Annotated in this window: 22 protein-coding genes and 5 tRNA genes; 20 read left to right on the forward strand and 7 right to left on the reverse strand. The window is 62.3% G+C overall.

Translation table 11 applies throughout. The annotated features are described in order from the left end of the window. Nucleotides 1-3 precede the first annotated feature (3 nt). From JMV54_RS00170 to JMV54_RS00180, 3 genes are read right to left on the reverse strand one after another with little or no spacing between them, the layout of a single operon-like run. On the reverse strand, nucleotides 4-1,224 hold the full coding sequence (locus tag JMV54_RS00170; RefSeq protein WP_201516876.1) for a thiolase family protein: 1,221 nt from the start codon (nucleotides 1,222-1,224) through the stop codon (nucleotides 4-6). A 59-nt stretch (nucleotides 1,225-1,283) separates the two neighbouring features. Beyond that, nucleotides 1,284-2,510 (reverse strand): ribonuclease D, encoded by a 1,227-nt coding sequence (locus JMV54_RS00175; RefSeq protein WP_201516877.1) that lies wholly within the window; start codon nucleotides 2,508-2,510, stop codon nucleotides 1,284-1,286. Then, nucleotides 2,497-3,096: a DUF3000 domain-containing protein gene (locus JMV54_RS00180; RefSeq protein WP_230972736.1), complete on the reverse strand. Its 600-nt coding sequence runs from the start codon at nucleotides 3,094-3,096 to the stop codon at nucleotides 2,497-2,499. The genes JMV54_RS00175 and JMV54_RS00180 overlap by 14 nt, the downstream gene beginning before the upstream one ends. 148 nt (nucleotides 3,097-3,244) lie before the next feature. Between JMV54_RS00180 and JMV54_RS00185 the strand changes: the two genes are divergently transcribed. Next, a complete protein-coding gene (locus JMV54_RS00185; protein ID WP_201516879.1) occupies nucleotides 3,245-4,435 on the forward strand; it encodes an alpha/beta hydrolase family protein in 1,191 nt (396 codons plus the stop codon). A 53-nt stretch (nucleotides 4,436-4,488) separates the two neighbouring features. On the opposite strand, the gene JMV54_RS00190 is transcribed toward JMV54_RS00185, so the two are convergent. Genes JMV54_RS00190 through JMV54_RS00200 form a run of 3 tightly spaced genes read right to left on the reverse strand, consistent with a single transcriptional unit; the run spans nucleotide 4,489 to nucleotide 6,622 of the window. Further along, entirely contained in the window at nucleotides 4,489-5,238 is a 750-nt protein-coding gene (locus JMV54_RS00190) for a dihydrofolate reductase family protein (protein ID WP_201516880.1), read from the reverse strand. Further along, on the reverse strand, nucleotides 5,235-5,663 hold the full coding sequence (locus JMV54_RS00195) for a SufE family protein (protein WP_201516881.1): 429 nt from the start codon (nucleotides 5,661-5,663) through the stop codon (nucleotides 5,235-5,237). The genes JMV54_RS00190 and JMV54_RS00195 overlap by 4 nt, the downstream gene beginning before the upstream one ends. 35 nt (nucleotides 5,664-5,698) lie before the next feature. Beyond that, nucleotides 5,699-6,622, reverse strand: coding sequence for a sulfurtransferase (locus tag JMV54_RS00200; RefSeq protein ID WP_201516882.1), 924 nt, complete (start codon nucleotides 6,620-6,622; stop codon nucleotides 5,699-5,701). Between the two features lie 244 nt (nucleotides 6,623-6,866). On the opposite strand from JMV54_RS00200, the gene zapE reads away from it, so the two are divergent. Both zapE and JMV54_RS00210 read left to right on the forward strand, forming a co-directional pair. Continuing rightward, nucleotides 6,867-7,886, forward strand: a complete 1,020-nt coding sequence (zapE, locus tag JMV54_RS00205; RefSeq protein WP_230972770.1) for a cell division protein ZapE — start codon at nucleotides 6,867-6,869, stop codon at nucleotides 7,884-7,886. A 203-nt stretch (nucleotides 7,887-8,089) separates the two neighbouring features. Further along, on the forward strand, nucleotides 8,090-8,443 hold the full coding sequence (locus JMV54_RS00210) for a hypothetical protein (protein WP_201516884.1): 354 nt from the start codon (nucleotides 8,090-8,092) through the stop codon (nucleotides 8,441-8,443). 72 nt (nucleotides 8,444-8,515) lie between these two features. Here JMV54_RS00210 and JMV54_RS00215 read toward each other — a convergent pair. Next, nucleotides 8,516-8,591, reverse strand: a tRNA-Val gene (locus JMV54_RS00215). A gap of 221 nt (nucleotides 8,592-8,812) precedes the next feature. Here JMV54_RS00215 and JMV54_RS00220 point away from each other — a divergent pair. The 17 genes from JMV54_RS00220 (at nucleotide 8,813) to secF (ending at nucleotide 22,403) form a co-directional block, all read left to right on the forward strand. Next, nucleotides 8,813-8,885: transfer RNA gene (locus tag JMV54_RS00220), tRNA-Gly, on the forward strand. Between the two features lie 49 nt (nucleotides 8,886-8,934). Beyond that, nucleotides 8,935-9,005, forward strand: a tRNA-Cys gene (locus JMV54_RS00225). Nucleotides 9,006-9,010: 5 nt separating this feature from the next. Beyond that, nucleotides 9,011-9,082 (forward strand) — tRNA-Val (locus JMV54_RS00230). Between the two features lie 25 nt (nucleotides 9,083-9,107). Continuing rightward, a tRNA-Gly gene (locus tag JMV54_RS00235) sits at nucleotides 9,108-9,183 on the forward strand. Between the two features lie 104 nt (nucleotides 9,184-9,287). Beyond that, nucleotides 9,288-9,695 carry a hypothetical protein gene (locus tag JMV54_RS00240; protein WP_201516885.1) on the forward strand — a complete coding sequence of 136 codons (408 nt, stop codon included), beginning with the start codon at nucleotides 9,288-9,290 and terminating at the stop codon, nucleotides 9,693-9,695. A gap of 239 nt (nucleotides 9,696-9,934) precedes the next feature. Further along, nucleotides 9,935-11,854, forward strand: coding sequence for a threonine--tRNA ligase (gene thrS, locus JMV54_RS00245; RefSeq protein WP_201517246.1), 1,920 nt, complete (start codon nucleotides 9,935-9,937; stop codon nucleotides 11,852-11,854). Between the two features lie 89 nt (nucleotides 11,855-11,943). Continuing rightward, on the forward strand, nucleotides 11,944-12,438 hold the full coding sequence (locus JMV54_RS00250) for an HIT family protein (protein WP_201517247.1): 495 nt from the start codon (nucleotides 11,944-11,946) through the stop codon (nucleotides 12,436-12,438). A gap of 122 nt (nucleotides 12,439-12,560) precedes the next feature. Continuing rightward, on the forward strand, nucleotides 12,561-13,460 hold the full coding sequence (gene pdxS, locus JMV54_RS00255) for a pyridoxal 5'-phosphate synthase lyase subunit PdxS (protein ID WP_201516886.1): 900 nt from the start codon (nucleotides 12,561-12,563) through the stop codon (nucleotides 13,458-13,460). Continuing rightward, nucleotides 13,454-14,137: a pyridoxal 5'-phosphate synthase glutaminase subunit PdxT gene (gene pdxT, locus JMV54_RS00260; protein WP_269144434.1), complete on the forward strand. Its 684-nt coding sequence runs from the start codon at nucleotides 13,454-13,456 to the stop codon at nucleotides 14,135-14,137. The genes pdxS and pdxT overlap by 7 nt, the downstream gene beginning before the upstream one ends. Nucleotides 14,138-14,810: 673 nt before the next feature. Then, on the forward strand, nucleotides 14,811-16,082 hold the full coding sequence (locus tag JMV54_RS00265) for a M18 family aminopeptidase (protein WP_201516888.1): 1,272 nt from the start codon (nucleotides 14,811-14,813) through the stop codon (nucleotides 16,080-16,082). 44 nt (nucleotides 16,083-16,126) lie between these two features. After that, nucleotides 16,127-16,894: a YebC/PmpR family DNA-binding transcriptional regulator gene (locus JMV54_RS00270; protein WP_201516889.1), complete on the forward strand. Its 768-nt coding sequence runs from the start codon at nucleotides 16,127-16,129 to the stop codon at nucleotides 16,892-16,894. A 10-nt stretch (nucleotides 16,895-16,904) separates the two neighbouring features. Continuing rightward, on the forward strand, nucleotides 16,905-17,519 hold the full coding sequence (gene ruvC / locus JMV54_RS00275) for a crossover junction endodeoxyribonuclease RuvC (RefSeq protein ID WP_201516890.1): 615 nt from the start codon (nucleotides 16,905-16,907) through the stop codon (nucleotides 17,517-17,519). A 4-nt stretch (nucleotides 17,520-17,523) separates the two neighbouring features. Continuing rightward, nucleotides 17,524-18,129 (forward strand): Holliday junction branch migration protein RuvA, encoded by a 606-nt coding sequence (gene ruvA, locus JMV54_RS00280; protein WP_201516891.1) that lies wholly within the window; start codon nucleotides 17,524-17,526, stop codon nucleotides 18,127-18,129. Next, a complete protein-coding gene (gene ruvB, locus JMV54_RS00285) occupies nucleotides 18,129-19,142 on the forward strand; it encodes a Holliday junction branch migration DNA helicase RuvB (RefSeq protein WP_420842068.1) in 1,014 nt (337 codons plus the stop codon). Before ruvA ends, ruvB begins: the two co-directional genes overlap by 1 nt. An 88-nt stretch (nucleotides 19,143-19,230) precedes the next feature. Next, nucleotides 19,231-19,653 (forward strand): preprotein translocase subunit YajC, encoded by a 423-nt coding sequence (gene yajC / locus JMV54_RS00290; RefSeq protein WP_201516892.1) that lies wholly within the window; start codon nucleotides 19,231-19,233, stop codon nucleotides 19,651-19,653. Nucleotides 19,654-19,659: 6 nt separating this feature from the next. Beyond that, nucleotides 19,660-21,426: a protein translocase subunit SecD gene (gene secD / locus JMV54_RS00295; RefSeq protein WP_201516893.1), complete on the forward strand. Its 1,767-nt coding sequence runs from the start codon at nucleotides 19,660-19,662 to the stop codon at nucleotides 21,424-21,426. Continuing rightward, the gene (gene secF / locus JMV54_RS00300) at nucleotides 21,426-22,403 is read left to right on the forward strand and encodes a protein translocase subunit SecF (RefSeq protein WP_230972738.1); all 978 of its coding nucleotides are present in this window, start codon (nucleotides 21,426-21,428) and stop codon (nucleotides 22,401-22,403) included. The genes secD and secF overlap by 1 nt, the downstream gene beginning before the upstream one ends. Nucleotides 22,404-22,450: the final 47 nt, after the last annotated feature.

Raw genomic sequence — 22,450 nt, forward strand, 5'->3', positions numbered from 1 at the left:
GTCTTACCTTCCGACTCGAGCGTGACGCTTGCCGTTCCAATGCGGGTTTTCCCAAATCACCGCACCACCCTGGCCAAGACCCACGCACAGGGCGGTGAGTCCGAATCGCACTTCGGGGTGCTCGGCAAACTGGTTCGCCAGCTGCATCATCAGCCGCACGCCACTCGCCGCAAGGGGGTGCCCGAGGGCGATGGCACCGCCGTACGGGTTAACGGATGGATCGTCATCGGCGATTCCGAACGCATCCAAGAATGAGAGCACCTGCACGGCAAAGGCCTCGTTGAGTTCAAACAGGCCGATGTCATCGATAGTGAGCCCGGCACGCTGTAGCGCTTTCTTGGTGGCCGGAACCGGGCCGAGCCCCATGACCTCGGGTTCAACACCGGCAAATGCAAAGTTGACCAGGCGCATCTTCGGAGTCAACCCAAATTCCTTTACCGCGGCACCCGAAGCAAGAATGGATGCGGTGGCACCATCGGTGAGCGGTGAGGCGTTCCCCGCGGTAACCCGGCCGTGCGGCCGGAACGGTGTCTTGAGTCCGGCAAGCGCCTCCATCGAGGTGTCTGGGCGCAGATGCTCATCGCGGGTGACAAGCCCCCAGCCGGCGTCAGATTCAATGGCAACCGGCACAATATCGGTTTCGAATTTGCCCGCCCGCACGGCCGCATCCGCCTTGCGCTGCGAGTTTAGGGCGTAGCTGTCGGCACGCTCTTTAGTGAGTTCGGGGAAACGGTCGTGGAGCCGCTCGGCCGTTTTGCCCATGTAGAGCGCGTCGGGCTCAACGAGCTTTTCGGCCAAAAACCGCGGGTTCGGGTCGGCATCGAAGCCCATTGGGTGACGACCCATATGCTCGACACCGCCGGCAATCACCACATCGTAGGCACCGGCGCGGATTCCCGAGCCCATGGTGGTTACCGAGGTGAGTGAACCGGCACACATCCGGTCGATGGCAAGGCCGGGGACCGTATTGGGCAGGCCCGCCAGAATTGCCGTCGTGCGACCAAGCGTGAGACCCTGGTCGCCCTGCTGGGTGGTGGCGGCGATCGCCACATCGTCATAGCGGTCGAGCGGAATCGTGGCGTTGCGTTCCACAACGGCGCGAATCGCCTTTACCGCGAGATCATCGGCGCGGGTGCGTCGATACATCCCCTTGTCGCCGGCACGACCAAACGGTGTGCGGGCACCATCAATGAAGTACGCATCAAGGGCGCTGTGCTGAGCCAAACTGCCTCCTTGCAGATCGGTGCCGTGCAGTGGGAACGGCAGAGATGGACTCTCGCAGCCTAGCTTTCCCGAGCGGCGGATTCCTCAGCGTCTTGGCGCGAGGCTACAAAAGCATCCCAAATAATTGGTGCCGTAATGTTGCACTGCCAATTCCGGGCACCGAGTTCGCGCAATTGTTCGGCAATCGCTGCCTCGCTGTCTCCGGCCGGTTCCCACGCCACCCGCCGCAAAATTGCCGGCGTGAGCAGGTTTTCGGTGGGGAGGTTCAGCTGCTCGGCAGTTTCGGCAACCGCCGGTTTTGCCGATTTGAGTCGGGCGTCAGCTTCGGGCCGCTTGTTTGCCCAGGCTCGCGGCGTGGGAATAGCGTTCGCCGATCGGGCCTGCCGGTCGGGGAGTGCGTCAGTGGTGCGACCGCGCTCAATTGCCGCCCACCAGCGGTCAAGCTGCTCGCGGGACGCGCGGCCGGTAAACGATTTGAGAGCGGCCAGCTGGCCCTTGGTGCGCGGCATCTCCTTTGCCGCCGCGATGAGCGCTCGATCGGGAACGAGACGACTCGGCGCGGTGTCGGTTTCGCGAGCATAGGCATCGCGGGCCAGCCACAGCTCGCGCGCTATGGCAAGCTGACGCGGGCGGTGAACGGTGTGGATGCCCGAAAGTCGTCGCCAGGGCTCCTCGCGCTCGGGGCGCAGCTCGCGGGTGAGAATATCGGCGAACTCTTCGCTTGCCCACTCGAGCTTTTCGGCCTCGCGTAGCTCAACCAGTAACCGGTCGTGTACGTCGAGCAGCAGCTCAACATCGAGCGCCGCATAGGCAAGCCACTCGTCGGGGAGCGGTCGCCGCGACCAATCGGAGGCCGAATGCGCCTTGGCAAGCTCGATTCCGAGTAGTTCATGCACCACCGCTCCGAGCCCGACGCGTTCTTTGCCGAGCAGGCGCGAAGCCAGTTCGGTGTCAAAAATTTCTTGCGGATCGAGACCAATTTCGCGCAGGCTTGGCAGGTCTTGGGTTGCGGCGTGCAACACCCACAGCTCGCCATTGATGACCTCGCCGAGCTGCGCCAGCGAACCAAACGGGACGGGGTCAATGAGCATTGTGCCGGCACCGCGCCGAAAAAGCTGCACGAGGTAGGCACGGTCGGAGTAGCGATAACCCGCCGCCCGTTCGGTATCTACGGCAATTGCCCCCTCGCCGGCCCCGATGCGCGCAATCGCCGCATCCAGAGCCTCGGGAGTGTCGATTACCTGCAGCTCGCCCTGTTCGAGCCGTCGTGCATCAACCGCGACCATGAGCCTTTCTCAATGTCTGTAGCGAAGGTACCTCGCGGGTATCAACCGGTGGCAACCCGGCCAGCATGCACAGCAGCTTCGACCAGCCGGCAAGATGCGCACCAATATCGGTAGTGCGCGGTGTCCACGAGGCGCGCATTTCAATCTGCGACCCCTGCCCCTGTGGTGAGAGCTCACCAAATCCGCGAGAGTTCACAACGGTGACGGTACCCGAGGGGTAGTCGTATTCGGCGTTCGCTTCGGCCAGCGCATCCACCAGCCACGACCAGGCAACCTCAGGCAGCATGGCATCGTCGCCGATATCGGTTTCGAGCGGGGCCTGCGCAAAACACACCACGCGAAACTCACCCCGCCAGGCTTCGGGCTGCGACAAATCGTGCATCAGGATGAATCGGCCGGTTCCCAGCGGTGAGTCGCCGTGCCGGTGCTCGGGGCTCACATCGGCCGCGAGCGCGATAGCGTTCGGTGCCAGCCCCTCGGGCGGGCGAATTTCTTGCACGCGCAAATCACTGCGGAACTCGACGCCTCGAATGCTTTCGACAGCGGCATCAAACTCGGCAGGAACCGGATGCAGACTTACCACCACACGCATGAGGTTAGGCATCCGTGCAGCACGGCACCGGGTGCCACGCCGCCGACGGGCAACTTACTCACTACTGTTGAGGTGGCCAGTGGAACCGACGTCCACAGTGTCGGCGACGAACACTCGCGGATGTGACAGAGGGGGATGTGAGATGCAGCAGCAGCGAACCATACGAGCCGCGACCGCGGCGCTTGCGGGCGCGACCACGTTTGCGGGAGCCCTGGTCGGCACTATCGCGCTGAGCCTCGCACGCCAGGTGGTCACGCTGCCGTCAAAGGCTCGGGAGCCGGTTCGGGTGGTTGAAATCCGTCCCGATCCTGATGGCGACGGCACTCGCGGCACGGTGGTGTTGGAGCGCACGGTTGAGTCACATGCGCTGGGCGAGTTCACGATGCTTTGGAGGCAGGGAGCTGGCCGGGCGCGGCTGCTCGAACGACTGGAAGCAACCGACCGCACGGTGACGCGCCGGTATGGGGATGTGCTTGGTGCAGATTTTGCCGGGGTGCGTGCGGTGCGGTTGGCATCCGCCCCGCAGCTTGGTATTGAAGACCTTGGTTGGCCGTGGAGTGAGGTGGCGATCCCCGGCGAAGGGGGAGAGCTGCCGGGATGGTTTATTCCGGCGGCTGGCGAAAGCAGCGATTGGTGCATCCACATTCACGGGCGCGGTGCGACGCTCACCGAACCGCTGCGCACTGTGCCGCTGGTGGCCGAGCGGGGTTGGCATTCACTGGTGATGCGCTACCGGAACGATCCGGGCGCGCCAGCCGGGCATCACGGTAAAACCGGGCTGGGGCTCACCGAGTGGCGGGATGTGGATGCGGCGCTCGAATGGGCCAAATCGCGCGGAGCGCGCCGCGTGGTGCTGGTGGGCTGGTCGATGGGTGGCGCAATTGCGGTGCAGGCAGCGCTGCGCTCGGTGCATGCCGATCTGGTTGTGGGGCTGATGCTCGAATCGCCGGCGCTTGACTGGACCGAGACGCTGATCTGGCAGGCGGGGCAATTGAATGTGCCAGCCAGTATCGCGAAGCTCGGTATTCGCCTGCTTGGTTCGCCGCTGGCACGGTCGGTTTTGGGTGCCGAAGAACCGCTCGATCTTGCCGAACTGGATGTGGTTGCTCGCGCGGCCGAGTTGCGCTGGCCAACGCTTGTGCTCGCTTCGACGGGCGATACAGTGGTGCCGGTGAGCGGGAGCCAGCGCTTGGCGAAGGCGCGGCCAGATCTTGTCACCTATGAGGAGTTCACTCGCGCCCGGCACACGCGACTGTGGAACACCGACCCTGAGCGCTGGGAGGCGGCGGTGGGGAAGTGGTTTGATCGCCTCAGCGAGCCCGGCAAATCGTAGTTTCGCCCGCCGACGATCGTCGTGGGGCTGTCTACGACCTCACAGTCAGGCGGCTAGTGCTGGGCGAACAAACGCTGATAAACGTAGCCGACCGAATCAACCGCGAGCAGTTCGCGCCGAAATTCGGTACCGCGCCCCGAACCGGGAAGTGACGGCGCCGAATCGGGGGCGAATACAGGTGCCTGCGTGAGGCACACCTCGTCGAGCAGCCCCGCATCCAAAAACTGGCTGATCAGCTGGTTCCCGCCCTCAACCACCAGCTGGTGCAGTCCGCGCTCGTGCAGCTCGTGCAGCACATCGGCGAGTTGGATGCGGCCCTCGGGCGCGGTGAGCGGGATGACTGTGGCACCGGGCATGCTGCCGAGCACCCGGCTGCGCACTTCGGTGGGGCAGCACACGAGCACCGAGTCGGCTGCCTCGTCGGGAGTGATGCGGTGCCCGTCAAGATTGCCGCTGGCAGTCACAATGCACAGCTTCGTCGGGGCGGTGCTGGTGTGGCGTTCTTGGCGCACGGTTTGGGCGCCAACGATGACGGCATCGCTCATTTGCCGAATGAGCTTGAGGATGCGTCGGTCGGCGCGGTTTGACAGCGTGTCAGAGGTGCCATCCGATCCGGTGACGCGGCCGTTGAGCGAACCGATCATATTCATCCGCATCCAATTTGGATGCGGTGGGCGATAGATCGCTTCGAGGTGGCTATTCGTGTCGCTCGCTCTCAGATCGATGGTGAACTCGGATGCGCCATCTCCGGGAATGATGCGCAGAGTATCCGGGTCGGGCATCGACTCGGTGATCGCGCTCACGCGCTGTGCTCCGCGACCTGGCGCTTGACACGGGCGAGCATCCCGACCATGCCGTTGAGACGCAGCGGCGAAACCAGTTCGGTAATGCCGAGCGAGAACGGAAAGTCGGCCGGTAGCGCGAGCACCGACTCGACGCTGGCGCCGGCGAGGCCCTGCACGAGCACCGAGGCAAAACCGCGGGTGGTTGGGGCCTCGGCGGGAGCCTTGGCGTACACCGACACCTTGCCGTCGCTCACCTCAACCGTGATGAACACCGGTGACTGGCACTCAATGACGCGTTCAAATTCGGCATCGGCATAGCGCTCGGGTACCTCCGGCAGCTCATCCGACAGTTCGAGCAGCAGGGTCAGTCGTTCGCTTACGGGAAGCGCCAAAAAATCATCACGAATCGAGGCGAGTTCAGCGGGAAGAGCGGTATCGGTCATAGCGCCAAGCGTAGTGGGCGAGTGTGAGCGAACCGTTAGCGGGTGGGGGCTTCGCCCGGCTCGCTACCGCGCACGATCGGGGCGCCGACGAGCGAACCCCATTCGGTCCAAGATCCGTCGTAGTTGCGCACATCCGCCAACCCGAGCAGGAAGGTCAGCACGAACCAGGTGTGGCTCGAGCGCTCGCCGATTCGGCAGTAGGCGATCGCCTCGGCATCGTCGGGGGAGAGGCCGGCACCCGCAAAATAAATCTCCTCGAGCTCGGCGCGAGGTCGGAAGGTGGCGTCTGCGGCTGCCGCGCGCGACCAGGGCACACTCTGCGCGGTGGGAACGTGGCCGGCGCGCAGCGCGCCTTCCTGGGGGTAGTCGGGCATGTGGGTGCGTTCGCCGGTGTATTCCTCGGGGCTGCGGACGTCGATCAGGCGGCGTCCATCACGCAGGGCGGCGAACACATCATCACGGGTGGCACGAATCGGGGCATCGTTTCGCTCAACAACCGGGTAGTTGGTGCGTTCACGTTCGGGGCGCTCGCGAGTGAGCTCGCGGCCCTCGGCAATCCACTTGTCGCGTCCGCCATCGACCAGGCGCACATCCTCGTGTCCGAACAGCGTGAAGACCCACAGCGCGTATGCGGCCCACCAGTTCGAGCGGTCTCCGTAGATGATCACGGTGTCGTCGCGCGAAATGCCGCGCTGTGACATGAGTTCGGCAAAGCCTGCGCCATCGACATAGTCGCGCATCACCGCGTCGTTGAGGTCGGTGTGCCAGTCGAGTTTCACCGCGCCGGGGATGTGGCCGGTTTCGTAAAGCAGCACATCCTCGTCGGATTCGACGAGCACAATTCCCGATCCCACAGTTGCCACCTCGTCAAGGTGATCGGCGAGCCACTGCGTCGAAACCAACCGTTCGGGATGCGCGTATTCGGCAAACTTGTCACTGGTGTCGATGGGGGCAGCCATATGGGTCTCCTTGAAACGATTCGCGGTGGCAGTCAGATCGTGTGCGGGCGGCGGCTTTTGGTGAGCATCCACCGCCCGGTAATCGAGTATGGCAACGCTTCTTGGAAGTTTGTTATTCCCGCAGTTCGGGTGGTCGGTTGCTGACGGTAACCTTGAGTGGGTGCCGGTTGTGGCACCGAGCTGTCGTACACAAGTTCAGGAGCGTTACGTGGCCGAAGGCACTCTCGTGCATCTCGTTGATCGCATGCCCACCATGACCGCCGAGCAGATGGTGCAGGCACTGGTGCCGCCGCCGCAGTTTGCAACGGCGAGCTTCGATAACTATCGCCCAGACGAAAGTTATCCATCGCAGGCTGAGGCGGTGGAGATTTGCCGTGGTTTTGCCTCGACGATCGGTGGGGCGCAGACCGGGCGCGGGTTTTTTTCGCGCCTGCGTCCCCGCAAAGACGGGCCCGTTAAGGCCGGTGTTTATCTCGACGGTGGTTTCGGTGTCGGGAAGACGCACCTGCTGGCAGCAACCTGGCACGCAGCACGCGGTCGAAAATATTTTGGCACCTTCATTGAGTACACCTCGCTGGTGGGCGCGCTCGGCTACCAGAACGCGGTGAAAGCGCTCACGGGCACGAAGCTCATCGCGATTGATGAGTTCGAACTTGATGACCCCGGTGACACCATGGTGATGTCGAAGCTCCTCGGGGAGCTGGTTGACACCGGTACCCGGGTTGCCGCCACTTCAAACACACCACCGAACGCGCTTGGCGAGGGTCGATTTGCGGCACAGGATTTTTTGCGTGAAATCACCAAGCTCGCGGATGTGTTCCGCACCGTGCGAATTGACGGCGTCGACTACCGGCGTCGTGCAGTCGAGGGTCGTGCGACGGTTACGGCGCCGGACGAACTCGAACGGCTGGCTGCAGCCCGCGTGGCTGCTGGGCAGAGCGTGGCGCGCGATGGCTTCCGTGACCTGATCGACCATCTGGCCAAGGTGCATCCCTCGCGCTATGTGAAACTGATTGAGGGTATCGACGTGCTGGTGATCGACGACGTGAGTGAACTGACCGATCAATCGGAGGCGCTGCGATTTGTGGCCTTTATTGACCGCGTCTACGACGCTCAGATTCCAATCATTGCCTCGGGGGCGTCACTCGACGGTATTTTTGGCGGCGGGATGATTGACGGCGGCTATCGCAAAAAATATTTGCGTTCGGTTTCGCGGCTGATTGCCTCGACCGGCGCGGCTGCCGACTCGAACCCCGCCGGGTAGTTGCAGCTTTGGACCGCCGCATTCCGATTGTGGGATGCGGCGGTTTCTCATCCTCGCGATGGATGGCGGGCTACGACTTGCGAAGTAGTGCGAGGAATTGAAACTCCCGCGATGCGCCTAATCACGTGGCGAATTGCCCTGATCGTTAACCTGCATCACTACGCTAGGCTCCCTACGTAATTCCCGATTAAGAGGAGATCTTCATGAAGCAGTGGCGCAAATTTGCGATTGTTCCCGCAGTTATTTCGGCACTGGCGCTAACTGCGTGTGCGGGCGCCGAACGCCCGTCGGTTGACGAAATCAAGCAGGCCTTCCACAAGTCGGCGGGTGACACCGCGGGGGCTGACCCCGAGCTGCTCGACAAGACTTTTGAGTGCATGGCTGAAAAAATTCACGCTTCCGAGCTGTCAGACCAGACGCTGAGCGACCTGGTCAAGGATGCTGAGGAAGGGAAGACTCAGACCGTCTACGACAGCGAAGAAGAGAAGGATCTCGCCGAGAAGGTTGTTATGGATGCAACCGAGCAGTGCATGTCTGAGACTATGGGCACGGAGTAGCCGTAGCTGCGTACGGTAGTTTCCGGTCGAAAGCATTTGAGGCGCTGGTAAAACCAGCGCCTCAAACTTTTTTGGTGGGCGATGCCGGACTCGAACCGACGGCCTCTTCCGTGTGAAGGAAGCGCGCTACCAGCTGCGCCAATCGCCCGTGGACAAGGAGCAATCTTGCCACACAATTGCGAGCGGGCGCAAATCGCCGTGCTGTGATAGACAAACGCTGCGGGGAAGTCGCTGTGCTGCGCAGATGCGCGTTGGGGTAGTGCGCAACTCGCCGCAAAAGCGGTGCGATTTGTGTTTCGCGCAAAAGTTGCGTTAGAGTCATCTACGCGCTGAACGACATCGCGGAAACAACATGTTGTGCAGAGCAGTGCGGATGTAGCGCAGTTGGTAGCGCATCACCTTGCCAAGGTGAGGGTCGCGAGTTCGAGTCTCGTCATCCGCTCGAGTGTGAAGTGAGGTAAAACTCACGAGCACGGGATTCAATCCCACACGGTGACGTGGCCGAGAGGCTAGGCAGCGGCCTGCAAAGCCGTTTACGCGGGTTCGAATCCCGCCGTCACCTCGCAAGGGCGATTGGCGCAGCGGTAGCGCGCTTCCCTGACACGGAAGAGGTCACTGGTTCGAACCCAGTATCGCCCACTGAAAACTCCCCGGAGTTTTCTACGCGGATGTAGCGCAGTTGGTAGCGCATCACCTTGCCAAGGTGAGGGTCGCGAGTTCGAGTCTCGTCATCCGCTCCACATCGCCCCGGCCAGATAGGTGCCGGGGCATTTTTGTTGGCCGCCACCGCCCATGCCGTGGCCCCGTGTGGGCCGGCGGCAGCGCGACACGTAGGATCGAGTGCATGAAGACTTCTCTGTGGCGGTTGGCTACGCCGCTTGCGATTTCGGCTGTGGCGCTCACCGGATGCTCGCTCGTTGGCGGCGGTGATGATGAGGCCAAGCCCACGATCTCGGGTGAGGCAACCGAGTATCAAACGCTGGATGAACTCAAAGCCGCGTTTGTGGCGGCCGGTGGGGAATGCGATGAGTGGGAAGCGGTCGACCCCGGTGAATATGACGCCGAAGCCGGCCGCTGCGGTGAATCAACCGTGCTGGCCGTGTACCGGAGCCCCGACCAGATTCCCGAGGTGGTGAGCCGCGCCCAACAGCTCGCCACCCAGACCCACCTGCTGGTTGGCGAAAACTGGGTGATCAACACCCCCAACCCCGAAAAGTTCGTCGAACAGCTCGGCGGAACCACCGTGTACTAGCCACAAGCTGCTGATGTTTGCCAGATCGTGCCGACGCATCCGGGCGCACGACGTAGACTGATGGACTAGTCGACGTGCTCCGACCGTCACCCTGTATCCACTGATTAACCGTTGAGGAGAACCTCGTGTCAAACGACGCAATCGATCCTGCTGCCGCACCCTTCCGCGTCGAGGTGACCGAGACCACAGACGGCTTCGCACTATTTACTGATGCTCCCAAACAGCCCCCGGTGGTGGCGATGCGTGTCAACGGTGAGCTGCGCGACCTGTTCCGGGAAGTTGTGCCCGGCGACGAGGTTGAAGCGGTGACGATCGACTCGCCGGACGGGCTGAACATTTTGCGGCACTCGACCGCGCACGTGATCGCGCAGGCGGTGCAAAAACTGCATCCGGACGCGAAGCTCGGCATCGGCCCCTTCATTGAGGACGGCTTCTACTACGACTTCGATGTGGCCGAGCCCTTCACACCCGAAGACCTTAAAGCAATCACCAAAGAAGCCCAGCGCATCATCAAGCAGGGGCAGCGCTTCGCGCGCCGCGTGGTGAGTGACGAACAGGCCAAACAGGAACTCGCAAACGAGCCCTACAAGCTCGAACTGGTCAATCTCAAAGGCAACGCGGGTTCGGCTGACAACGAAAACGTTGAGGTGGGGGCTGGCGAGCTCACCATCTACGACAATGTCGACCCAAAGACCGGCGAAACCTGCTGGTACGACCTGTGCCGCGGGCCGCATCTGCCATCGACCCGATACATCGGCAACGGTTTTGCGCTGTTGCGTAATGCGGGCGCCTACTGGCGCGGCAGCGAAAAAAACCCGATGCTGCAGCGCATCTACGGCACCGCTTGGCCGTCGAAAGAAGAGCTGCGTGCCTACCAGACCCGTCTCGAAGAGGCCGCTAAACGCGACCATCGCCGGGTCGGTAAAGAGCTCGACCTGTTTTCGTTCCCTGACGAGATTGGCTCATCGCTCGCGGTGTTTCACCCGGCCGGCGGCATCATTCGGCTCGAGATGGAAGATCACTCGCGCCGCCGCCACATTGCCGAGGGGTACTCGTTCGTGAACACCCCGCACATCACCAAGGGGCACCTGTATGAGGTTTCGGGGCACCTCGACTGGTATCGCGACGGTATGTTCCCACCGCTGCAGGTCGACGAAGAGCGCGATGACGAGGGCAATATTGTCAAAAAGGGTCAGGAGTACTTCCTGAAGCCGATGAACTGCCCGATGCACAACCTCATCTACTCGGCACGTTCGCGCAGCTACCGTGAACTGCCGCTGCGGCTGTTCGAGTTCGGAACGGTCTACCGCAACGAAAAGTCGGGTGTGCTGCATGGCCTGACCCGCACGCGCGGATTCACGCAGGATGATGCGCACATTTATTGCACTCGCGAACAGATGCGTGACGAGCTCGCGAAGACGCTCAAATTCGTGCTGTCACTGCTGCAAGACTACGGCCTTGATGACTTCTATCTCGAGCTGTCAACGAAGGATCCCGAGAAGTTCGTTGGCGACGACGAGATCTGGGAAGAAGCCACCCGCACGCTCGCCGAGGTGGCAGCAGAGTTGGGTCTCGAACTCGTGCCAGATGAGGGTGGCGCCGCGTTCTATGGCCCCAAGATTTCGGTGCAGGCTCGTGACGCGATCGGTCGCACCTGGCAGATGTCGACCATCCAGCTCGACTTCAACCTGCCCGAGCGATTCGATCTCGAGTACGCCGCCGCTGACGGCACCCGCCAGCGGCCGGTGATGATTCACCGCGCCCTGTTTGGCGCGATTGAGCGCTTTTTTGGTGTGCTTGTGGAGCACTACGCGGGCGCGTTCCCGATGTGGCTTGCCCCCGACCAGGTGGTGGGCATCCCGGTGGCTGAGGAATACGCTGACTATCTCAACGAGATTGTCGACAAGCTGCGGGCCGAAGGTGTGCGGGCCTATGTCGACGATTCGGATGACCGGATGCCGAAAAAAATTCGCAACCACACCAAGGCGAAGGTGCCGGTCATGCTGATCGCGGGTGAAGATGACCGCTCTGCCGGCGCGGTTTCGTTCCGGTTCCGCGACGGTTCGCAGCGCAACGGTGTACCGGTTGCTGAGGCGGTCGAACTGATCGGCCGGGCGATTCGCGAGCACCGCAACATCAATACCGAACAGGATCTGTAGTGGCTGGCGGATTCCTGGGCTTTCCCGAGGGCGAACTCGACGGTGTCGAGCTTCGTTCGGCGGGTGAGTTTGCCGGGGTGCCGGATGCAATGCAGCGCACCTGGGTGCCGCACCGGATGACATACGTTACTTCGGGGGATGAACGGCGCGAACCGGATGCCGAGTGTCCGTTCTGCGCGGTGCCGAAAAAGACTGATGCCGAGGGGCTCATCGTGGCTCGCGGTGAGTTCGCCTATGTGGTGATGAACCTGTATCCCTATAACTCGGGTCATTTGCTGGTGTGCCCCTACCGGCACATTCCCACCTACGATCTCGCCAACGACGAAGAGGTGCTCGAAATAGCGCATCTCACGCAGCGGGCGATGCGAGTGCTTGAGCGAGTATCAAATACGGCCGGCTGCAATATCGGTATGAATCAGGGTGAGGTCGCGGGTGCCGGGGTGGCGGGGCATCTGCACCAGCACATCGTGCCGCGCTGGTTTGGTGACTCAAACTTCTTGCCAATCATTGGTAAGACGAAGCCGGTGCCACAGCTGCTGGGGGACCTCCGGCAGCTCCTCGCAGACGCCTGGTTTGCAGACTGAGCGAGGGCACGGTGTACTGAGACTGGGCGCGGACACCAAGGTGATATACGTGCTTCGCTCAGCAATCCCAGATAATATGAACGGCATTCTCCATCGCTGTAGACAATCCAAGGAAGGAACTCATGTCTGAATCGACTTCCGCTGCCCGCGGTACTGACCGCGTCAAGCGCGGTCTGGCTGAAATGCTTAAGGGCGGCGTCATCATGGACGTCGTCACCCCCGAACAGGCTCGCATTGCCGAGGACGCCGGTGCCGTTGCGGTTATGGCGCTCGAACGCGTGCCGGCCGACATCCGCGCACAGGGCGGCGTGGCGCGCATGAGCGACCCCGACCTGATCGACTCGATCATCGCTGAGGTCTCGATCCCGGTGATGGCAAAGGCTCGTATCGGTCACTTCGTTGAAGCCCAGGTGCTGCAGCACCTCGGTGTCGACTACATCGACGAGTCGGAAGTGCTCAGCCCCGCCGACTACGTTAACCACATTGACAAGTGGCAGTACGACGTGCCGTTCGTGTGCGGTGCAACCAACCTCGGTGAGGCACTGCGCCGCATCAACGAGGGTGCCGCCATGATCCGCTCGAAGGGTGAAGCCGGTACCGGTGACGTTTCGGAGGCGATGAAGCACATCCGCCAGATCCGTGGCGAAATCCGCGCGCTGCAGGGCAAGAGCGAAGACGAGCTCTACGTCGCCGCCAAGGAACTGCAGGCACCCTACGACCTCGTGCGCGAGGTTGCCGAAACCGGCGAGCTGCCGGTGGTGCTGTTCGTTGCCGGCGGTATCGCCACCCCGGCCGACGCCGCCATGATGATGCAGCTCGGCGCCGATGGTGTGTTCGTTGGCTCGGGTATTTTCAAGTCGGGCAACCCCGAGGCTCGTGCCGCAGCCATCGTGCAGGCGACCACCTCGTTCGACGACGCCGGCAAGATCGCCGATGTTTCGCGCGGTCTCGGTGAGGCCATGGTCGGTATTAACGTGGCCGACCTGCCCGCTCCGCACAAGCTCGCTGAGCGCGGCTGGTGAGTCAAGCACCCGTAGGTATTCTCGCCCTCCAGGGGGCCGTGCGTGAGCATCAGCAGATGCTCGAAACGCTCGGCCGCCCGGTGCGGCGAGTCCGCGAGCCCGGCGATCTCGTCGGGCTCGCGGGCCTGGTTTTGCCCGGCGGTGAGTCGACCGTGATGGACAAGCTCACCCGCCGCTACGGCGTTCGCGAACCCATCCGCACCGCGATTGCGGGCGGACTGCCGGTGTTCGGCACCTGTGCCGGGCTGATCATGTTGGCCGACCGCATCTCAGACGGGATCGAAGGACAGCTGACCCTCGGCGGCCTGGACGTGCTCGTGCGTCGTAACGCGTTCGGCTCGCAGGTTGATTCGTTCGAGGCCGATTTGCTGGTTCCAGAGCTCGGTGAGGAGCCGTGCCGCGCTGTGTTCATCCGCGCACCGATTGTTGAATCGGTGGGCGACAAAGTACGGGTGCTCGCAAGCGTTGACGATCGAATCGTGGCCGTCGAACAGGGCAACCTCCTGGGCTTGTCGTTCCATCCCGAGCTCGCCTATGGCGATATGCGCGCTGCCGGTGGCCGCCGTCAGGCTGCTGCCTCCGGTGAGCGGCGCTGGCACGAATATTTTTTGCGGAAGGTGGATGCGGCCGGGATCATCATTACCGACGAGACCGGTAGGGTGACCGCACAGCAGTAGGCGGCCAGCTAGCGCAATTGCGCGGCCAGTAGCCGTGCATCCAATAACGGCCAACCGAGCCCGTGCATCCAGTAGCGGGCAACCGAGCCTGCTTCAGCAATTGCCCCGTGAACCGAAAATCTCCGGTTCGCGGGGCGAACTGATTCGCCACAGTAGCTCGCTGCAGCTGGTGAAGCACCCGACCTCACTGCGTGTCGCAGCCCGGCTGCATCGGGTTCCGGATGCACCCCGCCACCGCCTTCGGCTGGCGAATTTTGTTTCCTGACCTCAGAATTTTGTTTCCTGATTTTTGCTTTTCGGCTGCGTTGTGGCGAGTTTTGGCCGGAAATGGGGCGAGTTGGGCTGATTTGCAGTCAGGAAACAAATTTCATCAACCGGATGCATCCAGGAAACAAATCTCTTCAACTGGGGTGCAGTCAGGAAACAAATTTCGTCAACTGGGGTGCAGTCAGGAAACAAAAATCTGCATGGCGGATGCGGGGCTGTTGCAGGGATCGTGGTGCGGCGCCAAGTGCGGGGAGGTGCAGGGCGGATGCAGGGTGCTGCAGCGGTCGTGGCGGCTGGGACAGTCGGTGGACGACAGCCCCGCTTCTGCCAGGTTCTCTCGGCGGACGGCTGCGCGAGAGCCCCGCCTCGGCAAGTTTTTTCGGCGGGCGGCGCTAGAGTGACGGGTATGTCTGAGCTGTCACACCAGGAAGTTTTTTCGGATTTTTCGGATCTTGTTGTCGCCTCACCCACCTCGTACCACGCTGCCGAAAGCGTTGCGGCGCGGCTCGAAGCGGCTGGCTTTACCCGGCTCGGTGACACTGACGATTGGGCCGGTGCGGCACCAAACGGTCGCGTTGTCGTACGGGATGGTGCGGTGATCGCGTGGCGCACCCCCGAACAGGTGGCAAACACCACCCCCTTCCGCGTCGTGGTGGCACACACCGACTCACCCGGATTCCGACTCAAGCCCGTACCAAGCACCGAGCGGGCAGGATGGTGCTCGCTCAACGCCGAAATTTACGGTGGTCCGCTCACGAACTCGTGGCTAGACCGCGATCTTCGGCTTGCCGGCCGCCTGGTGCTTACTGATGGCAGCACCACGCTGGTGGCAACCGAACCGGTGGCGCGCATCCCGCAACTTGCCATTCATCTCGACCGGCGTGTGAACGCCGACGGGCTCAAACTTGACCAGCAGCAGCACACCCACGCGGTGCTCGGACTGGCCGAGGGAACCGAACCGCTGCAGCTACTGGCCAAGAGCGCAGGCGTTGCGGTCGATGACATCCGCGGCTTTGACATCTTTTTTGTCGACTCGCAAGCACCGGCGCGCCTTGGCACCCGTGGCGAGCTGATCGCATCCGGCCGGATGGACAATCTCGCCAGCGTGTGGGCCGGCACCCGCGCGCTCATCGACAGCCAGCCCGCGGACGGTATTTCGGTGCTCGCCGCATTCGATCACGAAGAGGTTGGTTCGTCCACCCGCACCGGAGCCGCCGGCCCGCTGCTTGGCGAACTGTTTGAACGCATCCAGCCCGATGCCACCGCACATGAGCGCGGCGTATCCCGCGCTGCCAGCTGGGTGGTTTCGAGCGATGTTGGGCACGCGGTGCATCCCAACTATCCCGAGCGCCACGATGATGCGGTGCGTCCCATCGCCGGACGCGGCCCGATCATCAAGGTGAACGCCGATCAGCGCTATGTCACCGACGGAGCCGGCGAGGCGCTGTGGCGCCAGTGCTCGGAAGCCGCGGGAGTTGAGGTGCAGTGGTTCGTTTCAAATAACACCATGCCGTGCGGTTCAACAGTGGGGCCGTTTATTGCCACCCGCTTCGGTATTCGCACGGTGGATGTGGGCATTCCAATTTTGTCGATGCACTCGGTGCGTGAGCTTGCCGTGCTCGAAGATCTTGACGGGCTCGGTCGCGTTCTCGGCAGCTTCATGGTGAGCGCACAGTAAACTGAACCGTTGACTCTACGAATCTCAACCGGATCGGAAGGAATATGGCCGGACACTCCAAATGGGCGACCACCAAGCACAAGAAGGCCGCTATTGACGCCAAACGTGCCAAGTCGTTCGCGAAGCTGATTAAGGGCATCGAAGTCGCTTCAAAGATGGGGGGTCCCGACCCAGCCGGTAACCCGACGCTCGCCGACGCCATCCAGAAGGCAAAAAAGATGTCGGTGCCTAACGACAATATTGACCGCGCGGTCAAGCGTGGCGCGGGGCTCACGGGCGAGTCGATTAGCTACGACAGCATCATGTACGAGGCCTATGCGGCCGGTGGTGTGGCCATGCTCATCGAATGCCTCACCGACAACAAAAACCGGGCCGCGGCCGAGACCCGGCTGGCAGTCACCCGCGCGGGTGGCACCATGGCCGACCCGGGTTCGGTGTCGTTCAATTTTGAGCGCAAGGGCGTTATCGCCGTCGCGAAGCAGGACGGTAAGCCCGACGAAGACTCGCTGCTCGAAGCCGGTCTCGAAGCCGGTCTCGAAGAGGTTATTGACCACGGCGAGACTTTTGAGCTGCGCACCGAAGCCAGCGACATGGTGGCCGTGCGTACCGCGCTGCAAGAGGCGGGTATCGACTACGAGTCGGCGGATGCTGAATTCGTGGCAAATGTCACCGTGCCCGTTGACCTTGAAACCGCCAAAAAAGTCATCGGCGTTATCGACTCGGTAGAAGACCTCGACGACGTGCAGAACGTGTTCACGAATATGGAAATTCCCGAAGACGTGCAGGCACAGCTCGACGCAGAAGACGAATAACTGCGTCGAGATGACACGCAGAATCCTCGGCATCGACCCCGGCCTCACCAGGTGCGGGGTCGGTGTCATTGATGTCGCTGCAGCGCGGCGCTGTGAGTTGGTGCACGTGGATGTGGTGCGCACCGATGTTGATAGTGACCTCGCCAAACGCTTGCAGGTGATCGGGGATGCGGTCGAGACGCTGCTCGACAAATACCGGCCCGACACCGTCTCAATCGAGCGTGTTTTTGCCGAAACCCGCAACCTCAACACCGTAATGGGCGTGGCCCAGATCACCGGAATCGTGCTGCGTGAGGCCGCCGCTCGAGACATCGCCACCGAATTGCGCACACCGAGCGAGGTAAAAGCTGCGGTGAGCGGTTATGGCCGCGCCGACAAGGCCCAGGTGCAGGAGATGGTGCGACGCATCCTGCGGCTTAAAACCGCACCCAAACCGGCGGATGCGGCTGATGCCCTGGCACTTGCCATCTGTGCCGCCTACCAATCGCCGATTGCAAAAATTGCGCCACAATCGCGCAACCACGGATCGGTCGACGCCGCCGTGCAGCGGGCCAGCACCCCAGCCCAGGAAGCGTGGCTCGCCGCCGAAGCAGCCGCCAAACGTCCGCGGCGCCGCCTAGGCTAGCGTCGTGATTGCCCAGCTTTCCGGTTCTATCGTTCAAATCGGCGCCGCCTCGGCCGTCCTCGATGTGCAGGGCGTCGGCTATCGCGTGCTCATCACCGCCGCACACGCCCTGCAATTGCGCACCGGCGAGCACACCACTATCGTGACCGAGCTTGTGGTGCGTGATGATGCGCTACTGCTGTACGGCTTCAGGGACGTATCCGAGCGCGAAGTGTTTGGCCTGCTCACCTCGGTATCTGGAGTGGGCCCCAAATCGGCGATGGCGGTGCTCGGGCAGCTGACTCCGGCCGAACTTGCCGAAGCCGTCGCCAACGACAACGAGCGCGCCTTCAAAACCGTTCCCGGTGTGGGGCCAAAAACCGCCAAACTCATCCTGCTGCAGCTGAAGGGCAAACTCGCGGTAGCACAGCCGGCAGCTACCGAAGCGGTCGCGAGCGGGGCCACGAGCGTGGTCGCCGACGATGTGATCGAGGCGCTGGTGACCCTCGGTACCCAGCAAAAGCAGGCTGCGGCTGCGGTAGCGGCGGTGCTCGAGCGTGATGCCGATGACGCTCGCGATGTGCAGTCGTTGCTGCGCGCCGCACTGCAAGAATTGGGAGGCCGGCGGTAATGGCTGCTGACGACTACGACCGGATGCTGCCGGAAGAACTCCAGTCGGCTGCCGAACTCGAGTTTGAATCATCCCTGCGGCCGCGCACCCTCGACGAATTTGTCGGGCAGCAAAAAGTGCGCACGCAGCTCGATCTGCTGCTGCGTGCCGCGAAACTCGACGGCCGGGCGCCCGACCACATCCTGCTCGCCGGCCCGCCCGGGCTCGGAAAGACCACACTGGCGATGATTGTTGCCGAAGAAACCGGCAACGCGCTGCGCCTGACCTCGGGGCCGGCCCTGCAGAATGCGGGAGACCTTGCGGCCGTGCTGTCGAGCATGGTCGAAGGCGAAGTGCTGTTTATCGACGAGATTCACCGGATGGCTCGCACCGCCGAAGAGATGCTGTATCTCGCCATGGAAGATTTTCGTATCGACATCATGGTGGGTAAGGGCGCCGGTGCACAGTCGGTGCCGCTCGAGCTGCCGCGGTTTACGGTCGTCGGTGCAACCACGCGCGCCGGGCTGCTGCCGGCGCCGCTACGTGACCGATTCGGTTTTACCGCGCATCTTGAGTTTTACGATGATGCTGAGCTCGAGCGGGTGCTGCACCGCACCGCGAATTTACTTGCCGTGGATGCGGCCCCCGAGTCACTCGCGGAAATTGGCCGCCGCTCGCGCGGCACCCCGCGTATCGCAAACCGGCTTTTTCGGCGCGTCCGCGACTGGGCGCTCGTGCACAACACCGACGTGGACGTGGCAGCGGCCCGCGCGGCGCTTGAGCTCTACGATGTGGATGCGCGGGGCCTTGATCGACTCGACCGAGAAGTGTTGCGGGCGCTCATCCAGCGTTTCGGCGGTGGCCCGGTGGGGGTGCGCACCCTGGCCGTAACGGTGGGTGAAGAAGCCGATACGGTCGAATCGGTGGTCGAGCCGTTCCTTGTGCGAACCGGTCTGATTGCGCGCACACAGCGGGGCAGAATTGCCACCCCCGCCGCCTATGAGCATCTCGGCGTCCAGATGCCTGACCTATAATCGGTTCGTTTGCCGTACTGAGCAATAGCACTGAGTAATAAAACCTGACCGACTCAGCCAGACCTGGGAGCCCATTTTGGACGACATTATGCTTTTTCTGCCCCTCATTCTCCTCGTGCTCATGATGGTGTTCATGTGGCGCTCGAACAAGAAGAACCAGGAACGGCAGCAGCAGCTGCGTGCCCAGCTGGCACCGGGTGTTGAGGTGATGACCCAGAGCGGTATCTACGGCACCGTGATTGAAATCGACCACGATCTCAACACCGCCATCATTGAGACCACGCCCGGCACCAACCTCAAGGTGCACTCGGCAACTATCGTCAACGTTGTCAGCCCCGATGTGGTCGTACCCGACGACGCCAGCTCGCTGACCGATGACACCGCGATTGCCGATGATGCAGCGCCTCGCACCGACGCGACGGATGCACCGGCTCATCCGCTTGCCGACGAGGTTGATGCGTCGGACATTGATGGTGACGACGAAACCAATAACGAGCAGCCGAAGGCTTAGTGGCGCGTGGCTGGGAAAAATCGGACATCGGCCGCCACCCGAGCAGCACGTAATGCGCTCATCTGGCTGACCCTCATTGTGGTGGCGCTGACCACCCTGAACTGGGTGTCGGTGACCTGGCAGCAGGGCAGCTGGGCACCGAAACTCGCTCTCGACCTCGAGGGCGGCACGCAGGTTGTTCTGGAGGCCAAACTGGCTGAGGGTCAGGCAGCGCCATCAGCAGACCAGATGGCGCAGGCGGTGTCGATTATTCGCCAGCGAGTTGACGCCGCGGGCGTTTCCGAAGCTGAAATCACCACGCAGGGCGGTCGCAATGTGGTGGTGTCGGTTCCCGGTGAGATGACCGATGAAACCCGCCGTCGCATCGAGTCGAGCGCGAAGCTCGAGTTCCGTCCGGTGCTGCTATCGACCGAGGCCGCCAATGTGCAGGCGCTGAGCCCGGAAGACCTCGGCGTTGATCCCGACAACCCCGAACCCGAGCCCGAACCAACCGACGCCAGCGATAAGTCGCAGATCACCAGTGAACGACTGATCGAATTTGCGGGCTTTGACTGTGCCGCCGAGCTGAACAAGTCGGCGCAGATTGCCGACCCGAATAAACCGCTGGTCACCTGCAACACCGACGGCACCGAAAAATATTTGCTCGGCCCCGTCGAAATCGAAGGCTCCTCGATTCGTGATGCGTCCAGCGGGATGGGAACGAACTCGCAGGGTGTTGCCACCGGTCAGTGGGTGGTCAATCTCGAGTTCGATGCCACCGGCACCAAACAGTTCCGTGAGGTAACCAGCCGGCTCAACGGTTATCTCACCCAGCCCGATCCCGAAACCGGACAGGTCGACGTCAACCGCGGTCGCTTTGCGGTGACAATGGATAACCGAGTGATCACCGCGCCAACCTCTGAGGCCGTGATTACCGACGGTAAGTCGCAGATCAGCGGCTCGTTCACCGAAGCATCGGCAAAAGAACTGGCCGACCAGCTCAAGTTCGGCGCCTTGCCGTTCAGCTTTGAAACCAAGTCGAGCCAGACAATTTCAGCAACACTCGGTAGCTGGCAGCTGCAGGCGGGCCTGATTGCCGGCGCCATCGGGTTGACACTGGTGGTGGTCTATTCGCTCGTGCAGTACCGGGCCCTGGGCTTTGTCACGGTTGCCTCACTGGCGCTGTTGGCGGTTTTGACCTACCTCGTGGTGACGCTGCTGTCGAGTCAAGAGGGGTATCGGCTCTCGCTGGCCGGTGTGGCCGGTTTGATCGTCGCGATCGGCATCACTGCCGACTCGTTCATCGTTTATTTTGAGCGCATTAAGGATGAACTCCGCGAGGGGCGTACCCTCGCCGCCGCTGTGGAACACGGCTGGAGTCGCGCGATTCGCACGATCCTCGCTTCTGATGCGGTGAACTTCCTGGTTGCTGGCGTGCTGTTTGTCGTCGCTGTGGGCAATGTGCGCGGCTTCGCCATCACGCTCGGTATCACCACGCTCATCGACCTTTTGGTGGTGTCGCTGTTCACGCATCCGCTGATGCAATTGCTGGCATCCACGCGCTTTTTCGGTGGCGGTCATCCCATGTCGGGTCTCGACCCGCGGGCACTGGGAGCCGTCTACCGCGGCCGCGGCGAATTCGCACCGCGCGACCGTAAGGACGCGAAGGCGCTGGCAAAACGTAATAAGGCGGCCAGTGGTGAGGCACAGCGCCGACAGACCCTGGCTGAACGCCGGGCAGCGGAGGCGCAGGCCGCATCCGAAACCACAGCCGCGACGACGGGGGAGAAGTAGTGAGCTTCCAGCAATTCGGTAACGACCTCTACACCGGAGCGCGGTCGATCAACTTCATCGGCAAGCGCCGCATCGCGTTTAGCATTGCCGCAATCATGATCGTGCTCTCGGTGCTGGTGCCCCTGGTGCGCGGCGGATTCAACCTCGGTATCGAGTTCACCGGCGGCTCGGAATTTCAGGTCACTAATCCCGCATCCACCGATCAGACACTGGCCACCGACGTGGTTGCCAAAGTGACTGAGACCCCGGCCCGGGTGCAGGAGCTTGGCGATGGTTCGATTCGCGTGCAAACCGATCAACTCTCGTCCGAAGCCAACTCGAAGGTGCGTGCCGAACTGGCGGCGGCCTACCAGGTCGAAACCAACGATGTCGCGGTGTCAACGATCGGCCCCTCGTGGGGTGCCGATATCACACGTCAGATGCTCATCGGTGTGGCCATCTTTTTGGTGATCGCTTCGGCATTCATGGCGTTTTACTTCCGCACCTGGAAGATGTCGCTGGCGGCAATACTCGCCCTCATGCACGACCTCGTTGTGACCGCCGGAATTTACACCCTCACCGGCGTAGAGATCACCCCGGCGGCAGTGATCGGATTCCTGACGATTCTCGGCTACTCGCTGTATGACACGGTGGTGGTGTTCGACAAAATCCGCGAAAACACCTCGCCACTGGATGGCACGAGTGGTCGCACATTCGTTGACTCAGTGAACCTCGCGATCAACCAAACCCTGGTGCGTTCAATTAACACCTCGGTGGTGGCGCTGCTGCCCGTGGCGGGCATCCTGTTTATCGGGTCGTTCCTGATGGGGGCAGGTACCCTGCGCGATATTTCACTGGCGCTGTTCATCGGCATGATCGTGGGTGCGCTCTCAACGATTTTTTTGGCCGGTCCGCTGTATGCCCGGTTGCGGATGGGAGAGGCCAAGGTGCGCGAGCACGACAAAGCGGTTGAGTCGGCTGTGGCGAGCGTAGAATAGTCCGCTACGCGAGCGGTCACCGTACTCGGAGTTGCGGTCCACAGCTC

Origin of the sequence: Gulosibacter hominis (genome assembly GCF_904842695.1) — a bacterium.
Classification (GTDB): Bacteria; Actinomycetota; Actinomycetes; order Actinomycetales; family Microbacteriaceae; genus Gulosibacter; species Gulosibacter hominis.